This is a genomic window from Clostridiales bacterium (genome assembly GCA_015243575.1).
GTDB lineage: Bacteria > Bacillota > Clostridia > Peptostreptococcales > Anaerovoracaceae > Anoxybacterium > Anoxybacterium hadale.
Genome location: CP042469.1, coordinates 3,205,522 through 3,224,013 on the forward strand (window position 1 = coordinate 3,205,522; position 18,492 = coordinate 3,224,013).

Annotated in this window: 12 protein-coding genes; 2 read left to right on the forward strand and 10 right to left on the reverse strand. The window is 45.7% G+C overall.

Annotated features, from left to right (window positions below; all coding sequences use genetic code 11):
• Window positions 1-148 precede the first annotated feature (148 nt).
• A complete protein-coding gene (locus tag FRZ06_14260; GenBank protein QOX64422.1) occupies window positions 149-742 on the reverse strand; it encodes a DUF523 domain-containing protein in 594 nt (197 codons plus the stop codon).
• Window positions 743-938: 196 nt separating this feature from the next.
• Here FRZ06_14260 and zupT point away from each other — a divergent pair, with 196 nt between their 5' ends.
• The gene (zupT, locus tag FRZ06_14265) at window positions 939-1,754 is read left to right on the forward strand and encodes a zinc transporter ZupT (protein ID QOX64423.1); all 816 of its coding nucleotides are present in this window, start codon (window positions 939-941) and stop codon (window positions 1,752-1,754) included.
• Between the two features lie 119 nt (window positions 1,755-1,873).
• Here the strand turns inward: zupT and FRZ06_14270 are convergent, their stop codons facing one another.
• From FRZ06_14270 to FRZ06_14295, 6 genes are all read right to left on the reverse strand, one after another.
• Complete coding sequence (locus FRZ06_14270; GenBank protein ID QOX64424.1) at window positions 1,874-5,434, reverse strand: hypothetical protein; 3,561 nt, start codon at window positions 5,432-5,434, stop codon at window positions 1,874-1,876.
• Between the two features lie 15 nt (window positions 5,435-5,449).
• Window positions 5,450-7,195: a hypothetical protein gene (locus tag FRZ06_14275; protein ID QOX64425.1), complete on the reverse strand. Its 1,746-nt coding sequence runs from the start codon at window positions 7,193-7,195 to the stop codon at window positions 5,450-5,452.
• 257 nt (window positions 7,196-7,452) lie between these two features.
• On the reverse strand, window positions 7,453-8,550 hold the full coding sequence (locus FRZ06_14280; GenBank protein QOX64426.1) for an alanine/ornithine racemase family PLP-dependent enzyme: 1,098 nt from the start codon (window positions 8,548-8,550) through the stop codon (window positions 7,453-7,455).
• 72 nt (window positions 8,551-8,622) lie between these two features.
• Window positions 8,623-10,395: a long-chain fatty acid--CoA ligase gene (locus FRZ06_14285; GenBank protein ID QOX65947.1), complete on the reverse strand. Its 1,773-nt coding sequence runs from the start codon at window positions 10,393-10,395 to the stop codon at window positions 8,623-8,625.
• 174 nt (window positions 10,396-10,569) lie between these two features.
• Window positions 10,570-12,291: an AMP-binding protein gene (locus FRZ06_14290; GenBank protein ID QOX64427.1), complete on the reverse strand. Its 1,722-nt coding sequence runs from the start codon at window positions 12,289-12,291 to the stop codon at window positions 10,570-10,572.
• Window positions 12,292-12,419: 128 nt separating this feature from the next.
• On the reverse strand, window positions 12,420-13,457 hold the full coding sequence (locus FRZ06_14295; protein ID QOX64428.1) for a hypothetical protein: 1,038 nt from the start codon (window positions 13,455-13,457) through the stop codon (window positions 12,420-12,422).
• A gap of 323 nt (window positions 13,458-13,780) precedes the next feature.
• On the opposite strand from FRZ06_14295, the gene FRZ06_14300 reads away from it, so the two are divergent.
• Window positions 13,781-14,944 carry a hypothetical protein gene (locus FRZ06_14300; protein QOX64429.1) on the forward strand — a complete coding sequence of 388 codons (1,164 nt, stop codon included), beginning with the start codon at window positions 13,781-13,783 and terminating at the stop codon, window positions 14,942-14,944.
• A gap of 171 nt (window positions 14,945-15,115) precedes the next feature.
• Here the strand turns inward: FRZ06_14300 and FRZ06_14305 are convergent, their stop codons facing one another.
• From FRZ06_14305 to FRZ06_14315, 3 genes are read right to left on the reverse strand one after another with little or no spacing between them, the layout of a single operon-like run.
• A complete protein-coding gene (locus FRZ06_14305; GenBank protein ID QOX64430.1) occupies window positions 15,116-16,465 on the reverse strand; it encodes an APC family permease in 1,350 nt (449 codons plus the stop codon).
• Between the two features lie 57 nt (window positions 16,466-16,522).
• A complete protein-coding gene (gene cysK / locus FRZ06_14310) occupies window positions 16,523-17,452 on the reverse strand; it encodes a cysteine synthase A (protein QOX65948.1) in 930 nt (309 codons plus the stop codon).
• A gap of 37 nt (window positions 17,453-17,489) precedes the next feature.
• Window positions 17,490-18,404 (reverse strand): DMT family transporter, encoded by a 915-nt coding sequence (locus tag FRZ06_14315; protein QOX65949.1) that lies wholly within the window; start codon window positions 18,402-18,404, stop codon window positions 17,490-17,492.
• Between the last annotated feature and the right edge of the window lie 88 nt (window positions 18,405-18,492).

Sequence of the window (18,492 nt, forward strand, 5' to 3'; positions counted from 1 at the left end):
TTACCTGTTATAGTATGTTTTGCTTCATAGATTTGACATAGTTCCGCACCAGTTCCCTGTGACAAAGCTTCTTTCATGATACGATCACTCTTATAGTGATAAAGCGGCCTTGAGACAATCATAGTGCGTTGATTGGCGTGGAATGCCCTTACTGTTTGTTTTTGCTGCAGGCACCTTTTATAAACAGCTCAAACTTTGATAGAATTTCGTCCATATCAGCGGATTCATCATCTAGTGCGAGACCATAAAACGGTGGCAGCGGAAGCCCCCTCTCCTCAAGTTCTTTTCTCAGTTCCTCAATGTAGACTCCTTCTCCTGCAACAAGCGCGTCATTGTAATTTAAAGCAACGGGACAACCACCCCAGTTTTCATCCCAACTGGTAAGGGTTACCCCGCAGGTAGGTGAGCCGTCGCAGCTAAGGATTGCTGCAGTCTCGTACCCTACCTGGACATAGGACTCTATATAGTCTGCAACTTGTACGGCCAACTCCCTGCAATGTTTTCGAAAGCCCACATTGTCATAAAGATTTTTTGTTGCCCACCAGCGCTGAATCCCCAAGTAAAGGGTTTCCGGACATTGCATTTGCATAATTCCAAGGTTGTGCCGATACAGGGTGTCAAATACTTCTTTGCATAGGCCCGGATATCTCGCAAGCCCCATGACCTTATTGTTGGTGTTCAATAAGCAGCTTGATACAAAAACTATTTTTTTACTTCTTTTGTCTTCCATTCTTTCGTTCATTTTCACTCCTCCTTCAGCATTCTTGTCTATTAGTTCTTCGATTAAGGCCACAGTATATTGATTTCAGTGGATTCTTTATTGTGTCTATGATACCATAAATATAATGCCATTGATTAAGGTTTTAGATTTAATATCGCACAATTCACTGTGTTGAAAGGTGCGTTTCAATAGAAACAAAGGAGGATGAGGATTTCGCATGGACATTGCACATTCTGATTTTCTATTTGCCTTTGGACTGACTGTCTTTGCAGGACTCTCTACAGGAATAGGAAGCTTACTGTCTCTGCTCACAAACAAAACCAACACCAAGTTTTTATCCATAGCCCTTGGCTTTTCGGCAGGGGTCATGATTTATGTTTCTATGATTGAAATATTTAAAAAAGCAAACGACGCTTTGAGCCTAGAGTTTGGGGTTAAGACTGGAACGATTGTAACAACTCTCAGCTTTTTCGGTGGAATGTTTCTCATTGCTCTGATTGATAAGATAATCCCTTCTAGTGAAAATCCACATGAGGCACATACCGTAGAGGAAATGGACGGAAACAGCGAGCATCACAGGAATCGACTAAAACGTATGGGCGTATTTACCGCTCTTGCCATTGGAATTCATAACTTTCCTGAAGGGCTGGCAACCTTTGCCGCTGCCCTTGCAGATCCCAATCTTGGAATTCCCATTGCTGCTGCAGTTGCGATTCATAACATTCCGGAAGGAATTGCCGTTGCTGTTCCTATATTCTACGCTACAGGCAGTCGAAAAAGAGCGTTTAAACTCTCCTTTCTTTCCGGCCTGTCCGAACCGGCAGGGGCACTCATCGGCTACCTCCTGCTCTTCCGGTATTTCAGTGACATAACCTTCGGCATCATTTTCGCAGCAGTAGCAGGAATCATGGTCTTTATCTCGCTGGATGAGCTCCTCCCTTCTGCAAGAGAGTATGGAGAGCATCATCTTTCCATGTATGGGCTAGTATTTGGCATGATTGTCATGGCAGCAAGTTTGATCTTGTTTCTGTAGTCAATAAAACGGACAGTTCGAAATGTCAAACTGTCCGTTTTTTATCACTTGTTCTTATTTAAGTTGAAGCTCAACATCAATTTTAAGTTGAAGCTCAACATCATTGAGAATAGCTAGGTTTATGGAAGATCCACGCTGATTACCAGTTCCGGCAGCGCAGAAGATGTTGATCCTGTGATTCTGATGGAAACTGTGCCAGTCAATTCCTCAAATTGATCTTTCGGAATGACCAGACGATATGCGTTGCTGGATTTCGGTGTCTGAACAGAACTGGTAATATTCGTTCCATCCAGATACACCTTATTTACCGAGTAGTAAGAATAGCTTGTGCTTGTATCGGTGAGGTTGATATGCAGGTTGCCATCGATCCACTCCGTCGTCTGAGGATAGACGGAGGATAATTTATCGTAGATCGTCAGGTTTCGGAATACGAGGGTCCGATAACCGTCTGCTGTAACCTTGATAACTTTTTCGGTTCCTGACGATAGATAGGCATTCTTCATCTTGTCTGCCGGAATGGTTAAGGTTCCTTCGTTTACCGTAAGCTTATCTTTACCAAAGGTTGTGCCAGACGTAACGGAAGATCCGATGGTGATTCCTGTAACTGCTAGAGCCCATTCGCTGTCTCCTGAAGTCACTGTAAGCACAGCCTCCTTCCCAATTTCTGACGGTAGAGACGCTGTAGGTGGCTGAGCCTTATCTGTGAATAGGATGGTCTTATTCGCATAGTTATCCGCATACAAGGTAGCCTCGGTTTCTGCTTGGGGTAGTCCACCGGGGATCGTTGCAAAATAGTTATACCCGGAGGTGGTAACGGTGAAGTCTGTTCCTCTTGTCAAGGTCTGATTTCCCATCTTGATCTTTGTCAATGCTCCTGCATATCCGGAATTTGCAAGTTGCACATTCGTCTCCAACTCACCGTCAGCAGAGAGGAGCTCATACGCAACTCCAGAAGGCGGAACACTTAGGATCTTAACCGTCAGCATCGCCTTGCGGTATCCCGGTGCAGACAGCTTAAGCGTATAATTATCCTGATAGAGATAACCGGAAATGCTTAGTGTGATTTCTCCGCTCTTGCTTTTGTCAGCGACTGAAACCGTGGTAGCGGTGCCGGAGCTTCTGAGTAACTCCGCTCCCGTTACGGCTTCTCTCCAGGAAGCATCTTCATCAAAGAATACGGTAATGCTCTTTTTCTCTGTGTCATATTGACCCTCCACCCGCAGGCTTGGCGGCTCTGCAACGTCAGTAACGAGATTCAATATCGTATCAGCGTATCCATCGGCGGTAATCAGTAGATGATATGCTCTTGTCTCAGGGAAGCAGGATGCGGACAAGGCAAAGGAAGTGGTGCCTTTCGTAATCTGGTCTGCTGCCACAGCCTGGCCATCCAGGAATACAGAAACCTTACTGATATAACTGTTGCTGCTTCCCGCTACGACAACGCTCACACTGCCATCCGGCTGCAGTTCATAGGAAACCACGCCCGGTACCGGCGCAACAATTTCAACAGGCAGTTTCAGCGGTTGATAGCCGCTGGCTGTTATCATTAACGTGTAATTCCCCACCGTCTGATAGCTGGTAGGCCCCAATGTCAATTTCCCCGGTTCCGCTGTCATTTTACTCGTCATGTTGGTATCGGAATTTGAAGAGTTTCTCAGAACCACCGTCTGAATTGCCGCCCTCCAATCTGGATCATCCGGAAAGTTTAATAGGATAGTCCCACCGCTGTTCAAGATTCTGTTTTCTGTAACGGCTGCTTCCGGAGCTGCCTTTCTCTTCACATGAGTCTCGGGAATACTGATGGTGGCCGTCAAGTCCGAATAATTCTTTGTAAGAATCTTTATGGGTACCGTTGTTCCAGCATCAAAATATTCCGATGGTATTGTCATCGCATATGTGGGATAACTTTTTATCAGCTCAAAGGTGCTCCCTGGGAAACTAATCCCATTAATGACCACCGTCTGGATATTATCGGAAGAAATATAGGACGAGTCAGCAGAAACCACGACAGCACCGTCTGCTTCCCGGTAGACAACACTTGCAGCCGCAGGCATTGCAGTTACACGCTTCACCTGAATACGCAGCTCCTGATAATCATTGGATCGAATGACGATGGTATGACTGCCTGCAGCGTTCCAGTACGCCATACTACCGCCGTCAATTGTCACTGTCTTCCCAGCATCATCATAAGCAATACTTGACGGCAGAGAAATTTGATTTACTGTGCCGGTGGAATCGTTGATATAGAGAATCTTTCGAATTCCATCAAACCAGTCCTTCAGTTCAGAACCATCCTTTGCCTTCAGTACAACTGGCGTTCCCTTTACTGATCCTCCCTCCGTTGTTGTTCCTCCCACCTGAATTTTTTCTCCAACGGCAGTGAGTTCTGGTACAGTTTTCTTCCCCTGGGCGTTGACGGTAAAGAAATACATAAGATCGTTATAGCCTCGCTTCGTAAGGTGAAGCTCATGAATTCCTTCTGTCAGCTGATCGGTATAAACCTGGAGAGTCTTGCCGGAATTCAGATATTCATAGTACGCGGTATGAATTGCTGTGCTGATATTCTCCTTGGGCAGCGGCTTTCCGTCGATATAGAGGCCATCGTATTTACCCGAGAAGCCAGAGCCTACAGCATCAACCCGCAGCACATCGCCCTGCTTTACAATACTGTCTGCAGTAAGGGGATCGTCGTTGTTGTCTGCATTTACGCCCCGGAAGGTTACGATCCAGGGATAGCGTTCCTGATTCCCGTCAAGGTTGATGGTAAATTCCGCGTCCTGATATCCGTGGGCCATGAAGGTCAGTTTATTTTCACCTAGGCGGAATTTCTGGCTGAGCCGGATGAGGAGCTGTGTCTTATCCGGTGCATCCTGTCCTTTCAGGAAACTCGTATCACCGTTGTGGTCGCTATAACTTCCCAGCTCCATATTCCCCTGAAGAAGACCTGATTCATTTACTTTGATCCCATAGACCGCATTGGCCCAGTCAGAATCATTCTCGAAATTGAGTTTCATCATTCTCCCAAGGTTCTCTTCATGGTCGCTGAATTCTCTGTCAATACTCAGCAAAGGAGGCTCCATTCCAGTCTTACTGCTGATGAGGGTTCTTTTCCCAAAATCTCCGTTGTCCAGCAGAAACTTAACCTTATAAGGCGGTACTGTGCTGTCCTCTTTGGAACTCTGCTCCGCAAATTCTTTCCAGCTGAATTTTTCCTGATCTGAAGCAGCATTCACAGCTTCCTCATAGGAAAAATCGTAGGTTGTCTTGTCATCTGCTGTATAGCGCACTACATTTTTCGTGAGTGGGTTGGTTTCTGTACCGTTGGTCCCCAGAACAGGAATGCGGTATCCTGTCTCCCAGATTGAAAGAATCCGGTCTACCATCTCGTTTTGTATGCCGTAAGCCTTCAAGATCTTGCTGTCTGCAATCAAGCCGAGGTCAACGCCCGTCTCAATATTGACAGGCTTATTGTCATAGGGATTATACGTCGCCTGTGACACTGCGTCTATGGTTGCAGTACTGATGGCATCAGGGGTTGCCTTATTGTTCTCTGTTAAATAGAGATCCCAAAGGTTCATTTTTGTTTCCCCGTAGATTTGTAGAGATGCTGCGGATACAGGGCTTAAATTTGCCGATATGAGCAGCACTGCAGTGAGTATTGATGCAATTATTTTTCTCACCTGTGGTCTCCTTTCCTACTGTTTTACAGACGCGCCGATGTCGTTTAACTGAATCAGCATGTATTCTTTATCCTTTACCAACTTCAAAATTTGTGTCGTTCCATTATCCGGCAGCAACATTTTTACTACTAGCAGCTTGCCGTCTGCGGAATTCATAACGACGCTCACATCTTCTGTTCCGCTTAATTTCATGCCATTGATATAGTAGTCATATTCTGCAGGATTTTTAGCTTTCATTTCTTTTAAGTTCAGTGCGACGGTGGCATAGCTGGCAAAGTCCACCTTGACGATTCCTGTGGTTCGCAGATCCACCCAGTCTTTCGCCGTGGGAGTCTCGGCAGGCTCATTTCCTCCCGGTTCATTTCCTCCTGGCTCATTTCCTCCCGGTTCATTTCCTCCTGGCTCGTTTCCGCCGGGCTCATTTCCGCCGGGATCGTTTCCTCCCGGCTCATTTCCTCCCGCATTCGTACTTCCGCCGCCTGACCCGCTCTTTTTCTCCGTCACAATACCCATACCGCTCTTATCAATAACGGCAGTTTTACCGGCCTCAACAGAGATACCTCCTGCACGAACTCCACTGACGTCCGCTGCTGCGGTGACCTTTGTTCCCGGTGTATTGACAGAAAGATTATCCGCTTTGGCCGCAACGTTCTCCACCTGTCCTTTTCCGCTCAGTTCGGTGTTCTTTGCAGAAACGATTACCGAATTGACAGCAGCTCCGGACTCCACGGTAATTTTGGTCCCCACTGCCGCCGGCACCACTTCAAGAGTTGTGACCTTACCCGATTGAATGATGATCGCCGCCTGATCAAAAACGGTCAGGTTAGCAATATCCGCGCCAAGAATCACCTGGTTAATAACAAGAACGTTTTGAAGGCCGGTCTCTTCATCCGCCAAAATCCTGACTGCATTGTTCCGGTTGTTGATGATCACATCTCCCTTGACCTTTGAGGAAACCAGCTTTACGGTATCCTTGCCGCCTCCCCTGATCACGAGACGCCCTTCTACGGTAACATGATCCAGCATAATATTGCCGGTACCAACACCATCGCTAAGAATCAGATCTCCTGATATGACGGAATTTTTCAAAGTTGCTCCCGGAGCAGAAATTACAAGATTTCCGGCATAGTTTCCGGTATGCTCTCCCGATTCTGACAAATGGGTTCCCGTTATATTTGACATGAGCTGTGCAAATTCAGCTCTTGTAATCTCATCATTTGGCCGGAGCATTGCTCCGGAGCCTTTTATGTAACCGCTCTCCGCAAGAGAAGCAATGCTTTCACTTGCCCACTGTGAAATTGCTGGCCGATCTGTAAATCCCTTTAGGAATTCTGCACTGCCGCTGTTCTTCAGTTCCAAAATACGGCTAATTACCGTAAAAGCCTCTTGCCTTGATATGTTGCGTTCTGGGTAGAGCTTGTCCCCTTCACCCTGAAAGGCACCCATTTGTACTGCTTTTGCCATATCCCCTGAATACCACTTGGATCCAGGCACATCGGAATACATGCTGACGTCTCCTTTAGATGAAGCTCCGAAGATTCTGCCTACAATTGCTGCCATTTCCGCCCGTGTCAATGCACGGTCAGGATAGACCCTGCCATTATATGGGGTGAGCCAACGCTCCTCAACTGCCTGTTCCACTGCTGCCTTTGCCCAGTTGGAAGGCATATCTTCAATTTGCTGATTTGCGGCCGATACACCTTGTGCACACAAAACCAGAAAAAACGACGCAGCTATTGCGATTCGCTTCAATCGTTTCATAAGTTCCTCCTTTTAATAGTTAGTTTATGCTAACCTTGCTCCAAAAAATAAAATCCACATTCGTAGATTTCGAGTTAGCTAAAGCTAACTATATCGTATCGCCTCTAACCTGTCAATAGTAAAAAAGGTGGCTTCGCCACTCTGGTAATGTAATTTCTCATTAGGTAAAAAGGCGGTGAAGACTCACCGCCAAGTTATATTTCGTTTTTATGCTGTATTTGAAAACCAATTCTACGAAGGAATTGATTTTTCTTGCCTTATTTGCAGACGATTCTTACATTGGGGAAATTGGTAACAAACACCAAGGTAGCATAGCAAAGATCGAATTCAACGATATCTCCCACTTTGTATTCCCGCTGGGCATCCTCAACATCAAGAATCAAGTGGTCACTGCTGGCGCCCAGTACTTCAACTCCTCTATCTCGGGGATAAATCATATCCGGATATGCAACGTCAACCTTTCCGAGACCAAGCAATGCCCTTTTTCTAATTCCCCGGTCTTCATAAGTTCCTACGTTACCAAAGGCATCAAAGGAAAGCTGCCCTACCGGATAGCTGGGCTTATTCTTGAGTTCAATGATCTGCGCTTTCAATGTGAAAGCGTCCTGATACATGAAGCTCATATCCAGTTTAAAGAGATCTTTCAGATCCTTCGCCAGAATAATTCCTTCTCCCATGCGAAGATTGTTAATTCTTTTCGGCATGGTGCCATTAAGCACCATGGGAAACGATGTGGTAGCTCCTCCTGATATGAGATCAAGCTTTCTCCCGATGGCTTCTTCGATCATCTCAGCATCTGCAATCAGTTCATTCATTTTTTCTGGAGTCGCAAGGATTGATCCATAACAGCCAAGATTGGTACCAATCCCGGAAAGATACAGACCATCCAGCTCTTTTTCAACCATCACCGCAGTATCTAATAGCTCCTTTTTGTCCCAGAAGCCTTCCCGAAGATCCCCCAGATCCACCATCAGGAGAACCTTATGTATCTTCCCCTGCTTCAAGGCTTCCTCATTGAGTGCCTTGAGAACCGTAACCTCGCTGTTGAGACTGATATCTGTCAGACGTACAGCCTCGGAGGCCTCACTCAGCATTGGCACGCGGATTAACATATAAGTCGCTTTAATCCCATAATCCATCGCAGCCTGAATCTGCTCCAAGCGGGAAGATGCAATAAAGTCCACTCCCGCATCGGCAAACTCTTTTGCTGCCTGAGGGATACCGGTAAAACCCTTGATCACTCCCGCAAGCCCGATACCTAGTTTTCCACAGCGCTCTACCGCCTGGTCGACGTTGTTTCTGAATTTTTTCAAATCAAGTTCAACCAAAGGGTACCTGATTTCTGAATTACTCATTTCTTTGTCACCTCTCACAGATATTTTAAATTGGGTTTTAGAAACAACACATGAATGGGTTGTTATTTTTTTCTATTGAATTCCTTTATTTGCATCGACAAAGCGTTTTATCTTCTTTCCTGTGGTCTTTTCGAACTCCTCCTTACGGATATCGATTTTTTTGATTCGCATGAAGAATGGAAGTTGGGTATTCAGCACATCGATCTCTTTCCAAATCAATGCAGCAACATCCTCTTCACTGTAGTTCTCACCCAAAGCTTCTTTGACCTCATCATAATCTGCCCTGATGCTGGCGAAAATCAGTGTTTCTCCCGTTTCCTCGCTATTCTTTCCCCATACCAGGCATTCCTGCACATATGGAATCTTGCCCAGATGGTTTTCAAGCTCTTCCGGATAAACATTCTTGCCGTTCTTTGTGATAATTACATTCTTAATCCGGCCCGTGATATGAACGAAGTTGTCCTTGTCAAGATAACCCAAATCTCCAGTATGGAACCATCCATCCCGGAGAACATCTGCTGTGGCTTCCGGATTATTGTAATAACCCAGCATAATGTTGCCGCCGCCGGCACAGATTTCCCCAATGCCAGTTTCCGGGTCTGGTTCATGAATTTTCAGGCGGAAGCCGGGAGGTGCATACCCTGCCGCATCGTTTTTGGGATACTGATCCGGATTTAACGCACAGATGGGTGCACACTCTGTCAGGCCGTAACCCTGAAGTGCATTGACCCCGAAATCACGGATTCCCTGCAGAACATCAGGGTCGATGGCTGCTCCGCCGCAGATCAAAACCTTCATTCTGCAGCCAAAGAGTGCCTGTATCTGTTTAAAGAAGATCGGCGCTAAATCAATGCCAATTTTCTTTGTCTTTTTATTGATGGCAATGACCTTCTTCAAGGTATTCGCCTTGCCTGATTTCTTTGCATTCTGCCATATTTTTTTATACAGACTCTCGAAGATCAATGGAACCCCTAAAAAGATCGTTGGTCTTGCCTCCGAGAGATTTTTGACAATATATTTTAATCCCTCGCAATAAGCGATGGATGCGCCTCGATATAAAGGCATCAGGAAGCCGCAGGTGCATTCGTACGTATGATGAATGGGAAGAACCGAGAAGAATACATCCTGTGGAGTAACCTCAAGCAGGGTCGGGGATGCCATCAGATCCTCAACAATGTTGCCGTGGGACAGCATAACTCCCTTGGCGATTCCCGTTGTACCAGAGGTAAACAGGATGATGCTCATAGAATCTCTTTCAATCTGCGCATCTACAAAATCTCTATTCCCATTATCTAAAAGAACTTTTCCTGCTTCGGTGATTTCCCTTAGCGAGAGCCGCTGCTCGTCACTGACGGCCGCATCCATATTGACCAGGAACTGGAGTCTCGTTTCTCCACGCTCCTTAATGCCCTGGAAAATCTTTTCATATTTCTGTGTGTAAATAATGCACTCTACATCTGCTTCCTTGATCAGCTGTTCAAGCTCAGAAGCTCCCAGTTCTTTGTCCAGCGGTACCACAACACCTGTTCCGCAGACAGCAGCCAGGTAGGAAATCGCCCATTCGTAACGATTGTCCCCAATGATGGAAATGCTTTTCCCCTTGAGCCCCATGGAGCAAAAAGCCGTTCCAAGAGCATCCACGTCTCTCTTTGCTTCTCTGTAGGTGATCCCGCGATAAGGGCCTCCCACCTTGTCCTTCACATGAAACGCAATGTTGTCACCATATAATTCAACGCTGGATTCGAGCATCTGTTTTAAATCTATGATCGGTCTGATATCCCGATAAAGGATATACTTATCCTTGCTGTTCTTAATATCTTCAACCCGCTTGACAGCATACTCCATTTCCTTTTCCTTCATTGCCTTATACTGGCTGGCATCCATTTTCCCATCCTCCTTTTAATCAGGTAGTGCAATTTTTCGATCTCTCTTGTGGAAGGAAGCGCTGCTTCATTCCGTGCACACATTTGAGCGGCTAATTTTCCGTCCATCTGAGCACACTCATCGTGTCAGCGTTTCCTAAACACGGTTTGCGGTATAACGCTTTATCTTTTTTGTAGTGGTTTTCTCAAACTCTTCTTCCCTTATATCAAACCGCTTCACACGCTTGTAAAGCGGCATATGTTCGTTGATTTCATCGATTTCTTTCTTGAGCAGCCGTTTCAGTTCTGCTTCGCTGATCTTCCCGAATTTCGCTTCCACTGCTGTAAAATCGGGGAAAATTTCAGCACATACGATGGTGTCTCCCGACTTTTCTTCATCAAGACCCCAAACGACAACTTCACTGATAAAGTCGCTCTTATTCAGATAGAATTCCACCTCTTCCGGGAAGATGTTTTTACCGTTTTTGGTTACGATTACATTCTTCTTTCTGCCAGAGATATATAAAAAACCATCCTTGTCAAAATAGCCATAATCACCGGTGTGAAGCCATCCATTTACAAGAACCTTTGCGGTTTCCTCCGGATTGTCATAATACCCCAGCATGACAGAATCACCCCTGCAAATGATTTCCCCAACGCCGTTCTCATCCTCTTCAATGATGCGAATTTCCGTGCCCGGCATGGGCAGTCCAACGGAAGCAGGCTTATAGTACCGATCCTTATTGACCGCTATGATCGGTGAATTTTCCGTCATCCCATAGCCCTGAAACATCGTAATTCCCATGGCGTTGAAATCCTCGACAACGGCGGGATCTATGGCTGCCGCACCTGAAATAAACACCTGCATGTGTCCCCCCATGGCTTGGTGCACTGCTTTAAATAGTTTCTTTGTTGATTTAATATTCAATTTACCAAGCTGCTTGGAAAGCTGTACCGCAGCCCGCATTTTCTTCGCCTTTCCGCTATCCTCGGCCTTTTTCCATACTTTTTTGTGCATGGACTCGAAGATCAACGGAACACCGAGCATAATGTTGGCCTGGGACTCCGCCATATTTTTGACGATATATTTCAGTCCTTCACAGATTGCAACACAGCAGCCCTGGTACATGGAAGTAAAAACATGGCAGGTTAACTCATACGTATGGTGCATTGGCAAAACGGAAAGTCCTGTGAAATTTTGTGAAACATCAACGAACTTTGACATATTGAACACATTGGCTGTGATATTCTTATGAGAGAGCATCACACCTTTTGCCATTCCTGTTGTTCCGGAAGTAAAAAGCAGGGAGCACATTGCCTCTCTGTCGATTTCTGCATCGATAAAATTGCGCTGCTCCTCCATAAGCAATCTTCTTCCAGCTCTCTGAAGCTTTTTCATGGAAAGCTTGTGATCTATGTGATCTGTAGCGTCCATGCTAATACTGTATTCTATGCTCTCAATCCCCTGGATCGCTTCTTCTACAACAGCACCCACTTTGCTGGAATAGATGATCGCACTGGTGCCGGATCTTTCAAGCAGATTATGCACTTCCTGGGCAGGCAGCTCACGGTCCAAGGGAACAACAACGCCTACCCCGTTTACCACTGCCAGATAGGAGACAACCCACTCGTAGCGGTTCTCTCCGATGACTGCTATATTTTTACCTCCCAGGCCCAAATCCAACAGCGCAGTACCGAACTCATCGATGTCTGTCTTGAACTTGCTGAATTTGATAGGAACATAGCTTCCTCCAGGCGCATTCTTCACCAGAAACGCATTCTTATCCGCAAACAGCTCAGCACTGCTATTGATCATATCCTTTAAATCACGTATGGGTCTTCGGGTATATTCTTCATCTCTATATTTGGAGCTGTTCATTCTTTTCTCCTCCTGCAATCGATCGTTTAACATCAATCGATGTTGATACAATTTTCCATAAAATCTATATTTTAGATTAGAAAACAGTATAGAATATTCTATCATAGATTTCGTTTGGGAAGCAACACCTATCCGATTACCCGAATCAGGTCACTTAGTACACCATATGCTGTCTGTAGAATTTCAGGATCATGCTCCACTACAGAAACAGGTCCCATAAGATCAGTGGTGATGGTGACTACAGATGAAGTTCCTGATATCGATGCAAAAAGGTCCTTCTGATCGATCTCCTCCGGCCCAACACTCCCAATTACTGTTCCGTTCTGAATTGTGCCTCTGCAAAGAAGTTTGATTACCTTACCCCTTGCATCAGCCTCCCGAAGCTGATCGGTGGTGATTCCTGCAATTCCCTTCCGCTGAATCAAATCAGGTGTAATATCCGCGTCCATCAGAACATTCAGCAGTGCAGCGGTTTTTGCAGCCGCATCCCAACCTTCCACATCCAAAGCAGGATCGGCTTCGACAAAGCCTTTCATTTTTCCTTCTGCAATCACTTCATCATATGGTCTGCCTTTTGCTAACTCCTCGAGAATGAAATTTGTCGTGGAATTCAGGATTCCTTTTACCGCGGTTACCCTGCAAAGTTTCAAGGTATCCTCCACAAGGTTGAATACCGGTGTACCGTCCATCACCGTAGTCTCATAGCAAAATCTCACGCCCTGGGATTCCGCCAGTCTTCGCAACCTCTTAAAATCCCAGGCAATCGGGCCTTTATTGGCAGTAATCACATGCTTTTTCCTGTGAAATGCGGCTTCAATATGATCAATTGCGGGCCGGCCGGAAAAAATAGCAAGCGGAGTCATCTCAACCAAGATATCGTAAGCTGCTTTCTCTGCGATTTCAAGAGAGGTAAGTGTAGAAGCATCGGGATTCTCAGCGAAAAAGCGTCCTTGCTCCTGAATTTCGCTTAATGCTCTCGCAACATCCACTCCATTTTCATTGATAAGGCAGCCACGGCTTCCTGTGGCGATGGCCGTCACAATGACATCGCTTCGGTAGTTTTTCCTGATTTCTTCCAATTTATCCTGCAGCAGCGCTGCAAAGGCCTTCCCCGCATTTCCAAAACCGAGAAGAGCAATTTTAATTTTTCCTCTATCCTCTTTCATTAAGGCATTCCTTCCCTTTCCAATATATTTCTACTCCAACTGCTAGTATTTACGATCCATGTGAATGACCTCTCTAAGGTTCCCGACTCTCTGGGAGCACTCTGGTAATTTCAATTTCATTATACGGTGCTTCCCCAGAGCTGGCAAGAAAATCGTGGGTGGTATCGCTTGAAGCAATTTGATAATAAGTCCTAAGTAAGCCGAAAGAAGAAAGGAATATGACTGAATTTGAAACGTATGATAGATAGCAGAAAGATTCCATTCCTAATTTTGATAAGGGATTCAAGGATTGCATCAGGCTTGCTCCCCAATGGTGAAGTATTATGATCGAAACATACAGTTTCAATCCCCAATGTATTACATACAGCCAAATGAATATGATTTTTAACGCTAGAATCTATTACAGAAGGTTGACTACCTGGACCAGAGCCTATCTGCTTAGCCGTTATTACAATATCGGGACCGCAGAAGATCTTTTTAACCGTTTATATTCTGAATCTTTAGAGATCGGAGATATGATGCAGATCATTTTCGGACGGCGATCCTCTGAGGAATATAGTCAGTTATTAAGCCAATTTGCAATTCCTCTCCGTGAATTGATTACTGCCCAGCTTGCAGGGGATATGGAAGGAATAAGCCAAAACCTGGAGCAGATTTACGCCAATATCCAGGAGCGAGCAAGTTATCTTGAGGCCATGAACCCGTATTGGAACCAAATTGAATATGAAAACCTCCTGACCACTTATACGCAGTATATTTTTGAAGAAGCCAATGCACTGTCAAGGGGTGATTACAGCAGGGATATTCAGATCTATAATCAATTGAATGCACATACGAATCTGATGGGTGATGTGTTTGCAGAGGGTGTGTATGATTATATCACCTCTGGCGCCGGAGCTTCTGCTGCTCCGGGTACAGAAGGAGTACAATGCATTAACTATGATCAAATGAATGCCATCTATGGAATTCGAATATTCTGGTTTGAGTTAGTAATCTGGATCAGAAATTATATGCTCAGCAGATATATGGGTCTTGGAGACACAGATGAAGTCTATAACCGCCTCTTACAGGTACCGGTGGATTATGTCAATATTCTAAGGCAAATTTTCGGCGAGATTGTTGTCGGAGAATACGTAACACTGTTTTATCGCTATATTGACTTGATTGATGCGCTGGTAACGGCTCAAATAGAAGGGAATGTAGAGGAGATTGGCCTGATTACACAGCAATTGTATCAGAATGCGGATGAACGAGCGGCATTTCTTGCATCCATCAACCCTTATTGGAGTGAAGATGAATGGCGAAACAGGCTTTATACCAATCTGCGCAGCACCTTAGATCAGTCCACCTCCTTCCTAATGGGTGATTATAGCCGGAATATTAATATTTTCAGCAGTTTGCTGGATCAGGCGGAAAGCACAAGCAATTATTTTGCCGAAGGTTTATTTGATTACCTCAATCAGCAGCAGTCACTGCGCTTTCGTTAGCAGCATTCGAGACTGCCTTTCTGCCGTCAATTCCTACTCCGTTCGCCAGCCTTCAGTCCCTGCACTTGCGGTAGTTATTAATAAAAACGTCCCGAATGGCCTGTCCTCTCCGATAAAGAGTATTGGCATGCCATATCCGGGACGCTTTATTCGCATTGCGCGTTCTAGGGTTTAGAGTTCTACATCGTCCTTTGCATTCTTGCCGTATACATATCCTCCGATAATGGCCACCATACAAATAACGACAAAAATTATGAACTGTGGATTCGCCAGTCCGCCAATCAGAACGAACATTGAGCCCAAAGTGGCGCAGATTGGGAATACAACTCCATACCAAACGCCCTTAACCCGTCCTTCTCTCCAGAGTCTGAAGACCTGATAATATAGCACGATATAGAGCAAGTAGCTAACGGAAATAGCGATTTCCGCAATATCTCCATTGACCAGCAAGCTGTACTTGTTCTGCAGGTAATGGATCACCCACCAAACGCCGGATACTGCCATTGCAAAAATAGCAGAATTTACAGGCATGTTCAGCTTACGGTTGACTTTTGCCACAGCCTTTGAACCGGGGATTGCATTTCTCAGTGCAAGGGAATAAGGAAGTCTGATATAACCTAAAATAAGTCCGTTTGCAGTTCCCATAACCGAGATTGTTACAAAGACATAGATGATTCCGGCAAAGGTGGGTCCCAAAAGATTGGTCGCAGCAACTGCGACGGCAGTGTCTCCAAGCTCCATGACCTGTTCCACCCCCAGGTAACCTGTAATACCGAGGAAATACATCAGATACGCAGCTAAAATAAACAACGGTGCAGCCACGAGTGCTCTTGGAACATTTCGTTTTGAATCCCTTACTTCATGGGCAACAGCAGTGGATACAATCCACCCATCAAAAGAAAACGCGATTGGGCCGATGGCTGCTGTCCACGCCAAGGTCTTGGTTGCCTCGATTGCTTCGGGTGACGGATTTTGGATTGCCGCGATGGGGTCTCCAAAGACCAAACCGCCGATAGCGATGGCAAAAAGGGGAATCAGCTTGATCACAACAGTGGCTTCCTGAAATAACCCGCCGATTTTAGCAGAAAAGATATTATATAGGAAGCAAATGAAGAACCAGACCAATCCAACTCCAACCATTCCAACGAAAGTTAAATCCCATCCCATAGTCAGCCCTGTATAAATACCAACTACCCAGCAAAGCAAAACAGTCAGCGTTGGATAGTAAACAAATACCTGAAACCAACCAAAGAGACTTGCCCACCGTTTTCCAATAAACTCGTTGGCATAGGTGATGACTCCGCCTGGCTTGTCCGATAATGCGGCAAGCTGGCTGAAGGTCAAACAGCCGAATACGATAGTAAATGCTGCGATGCAGAATACCAGCACAGCAAGTCCTACATTACCGCCGGTATACCCCAGCATATCGTCAGACTTGAAAAAAATTCCAGAACCGATAACGATTCCTACGATCATAGCAATAGTGGTGAATAGTCCGTATTCACGTTTTTGCTGTTCCATTGAACACACTCCTTTAAGTTTGTATTAGATTAAATAAATTTCTGATTTCGGGTTTCATTAAAATAGCTCTGAAGATAAGTACCGTTCTCCGGAATCGGGAAGAAGTATGACGATCTTTTTCCCCTCATTTTCTGGACGTCTTGCCAAAAGCGTGCCGGCATAGAGTGCCGCACCTGAGGAAATCCCAACCAACAGTCCTTCTGTTTGAGCCAGCAGTCGAACTGTGTCAAAAGCATCCTCAGCCTTCACCTTCATGATTTCGTCCAGTACACTTACGTTGAGTACGGAAGGAACAAAGCCTGCGCCGATTCCTTGAAGCTTATGGGGTCCTGCTTCACCGCCTGATAAAACAGGGGAGTCGAAAGGCTCCACCGCCACAATTTTAATAAATCTGCTCTTCTCCTTTAGACGTTCTCCTACTCCGGTTACCGTGCCGCCGGTTCCCACTCCAGCCACAAAGATATCCACTTGACCGTCGGTATCCTTCCAGATCTCTTCCGCAGTGGTTTCTCTGTGCACTTTGGGATTTGCGGGATTGGTAAACTGTCCGGGAATGAATGCCTGCGGTGTCTCAGATGCCAATCGTTCCGCTTCCGCGATTGCGCCTTTCATTCCTTTTGCAGCAGGAGTCAGCACCAGTTCAGCGCCAAGTGCCGAAAGAAGCCTTCGCCGTTCCAGACTCATGCTCTCAGGCATAGTCAAAATGATGCGGTATCCTCTGGCTGTAGCAACAAAAGCCAGCCCTATTCCGGTGTTTCCGCTTGTGGGTTCAATGATTACGCTTTCGGGCTTGAGCAAGCCCTTCTCCTCTGCATCCCGGATCATAGCAAGCGCAGGTCTGTCCTTCACACTTCCCAGAGGATTGAAGTATTCCAGCTTGGCAATGAGCGACGCCTGATCGGCACCAGCTGCCTTACTGTACTGTTTCAGATACTGCAATGGCGTATTGCCGATCAGTTCTGTCAGGTTTTCCGCAATTTTCACAATGAATCCCCCCAAACTCTTTTTCTGATTTTGCTTGAAATTAAGATATGCATTCCGGCTTCTTTTTATCCGGTAATTGGGAAATAATAATGGCACTGAACATGAGAACGCAGCCCAAAAGTTCCCTTTGTGTCATAATTTCCCTCAGGATGAGAAAGCCAAATAACGCTCCAAAGACCGCTTCCATACTGAGAAGCAGTGAAGCTACTGTGGGATTGGTATGCCGCTGACCTACGATCTGCAGCGTGAAACCCACTCCGCCGGACAAGATGCCGGCATAGAGAATCGGAATTGCTGCTTGCATTAAGCCCTGTATGGAGATTTCTTCAAAGATCAATGCAGCAATCAGGCTAAACACCGCACAGACTGCAAATTGAAGAAATGAAAGCTTAATGGCATCCGTTATCCTCGGAAGAAAGTAATCGATGACCAGAAGATGAAGTGCCCAGAAACCAGCACCTACGAGAACAATCAGGTCCCCGGGAGCTATGGTGAAGGATTCTGTTATACACAGTAAGTATAAACCTGTCGCACCGAATGCCACACCGATCCAGCATTTCAAACCGGGCCTATGCTTGATCGCCAGACTGAAGATTGGTACAAGCAAGATATACAGGGCTGTGATAAAGCCTGCTTTTCCAGCGGTAGTAAACACCAGACCAAACTGCTGCAGCGTAGAGCCGCAAAATAAAATACTGCCGCAGATCATTCCTGCTTTTATCATGGTTCTCTTCTGCTCTGCAGTTTCGGCCAAGGCCACTTCCGTTTCCTTGACCTGCTCTATTTTCTTATTTTTCCCGTTTCTACTTCTCATGATGCCCATAACCGGTAACAGCACCAGTGCAGATAAGGCAAACCTTGCCCCATTGAAAGTAAAAGGATCGACAAAGTCCATCCCCACTCTTTGTGCCACAAAAGCTGATCCCCAGATAATCGATGTGAATAGCAGCAGCATGTTACCGATCAATTTTTCTCTCGTCAATTCTTTCACTCTCCTGTAAATACCATCCCAGACAAGTATAGAGGATAACCCGTCTAAAATC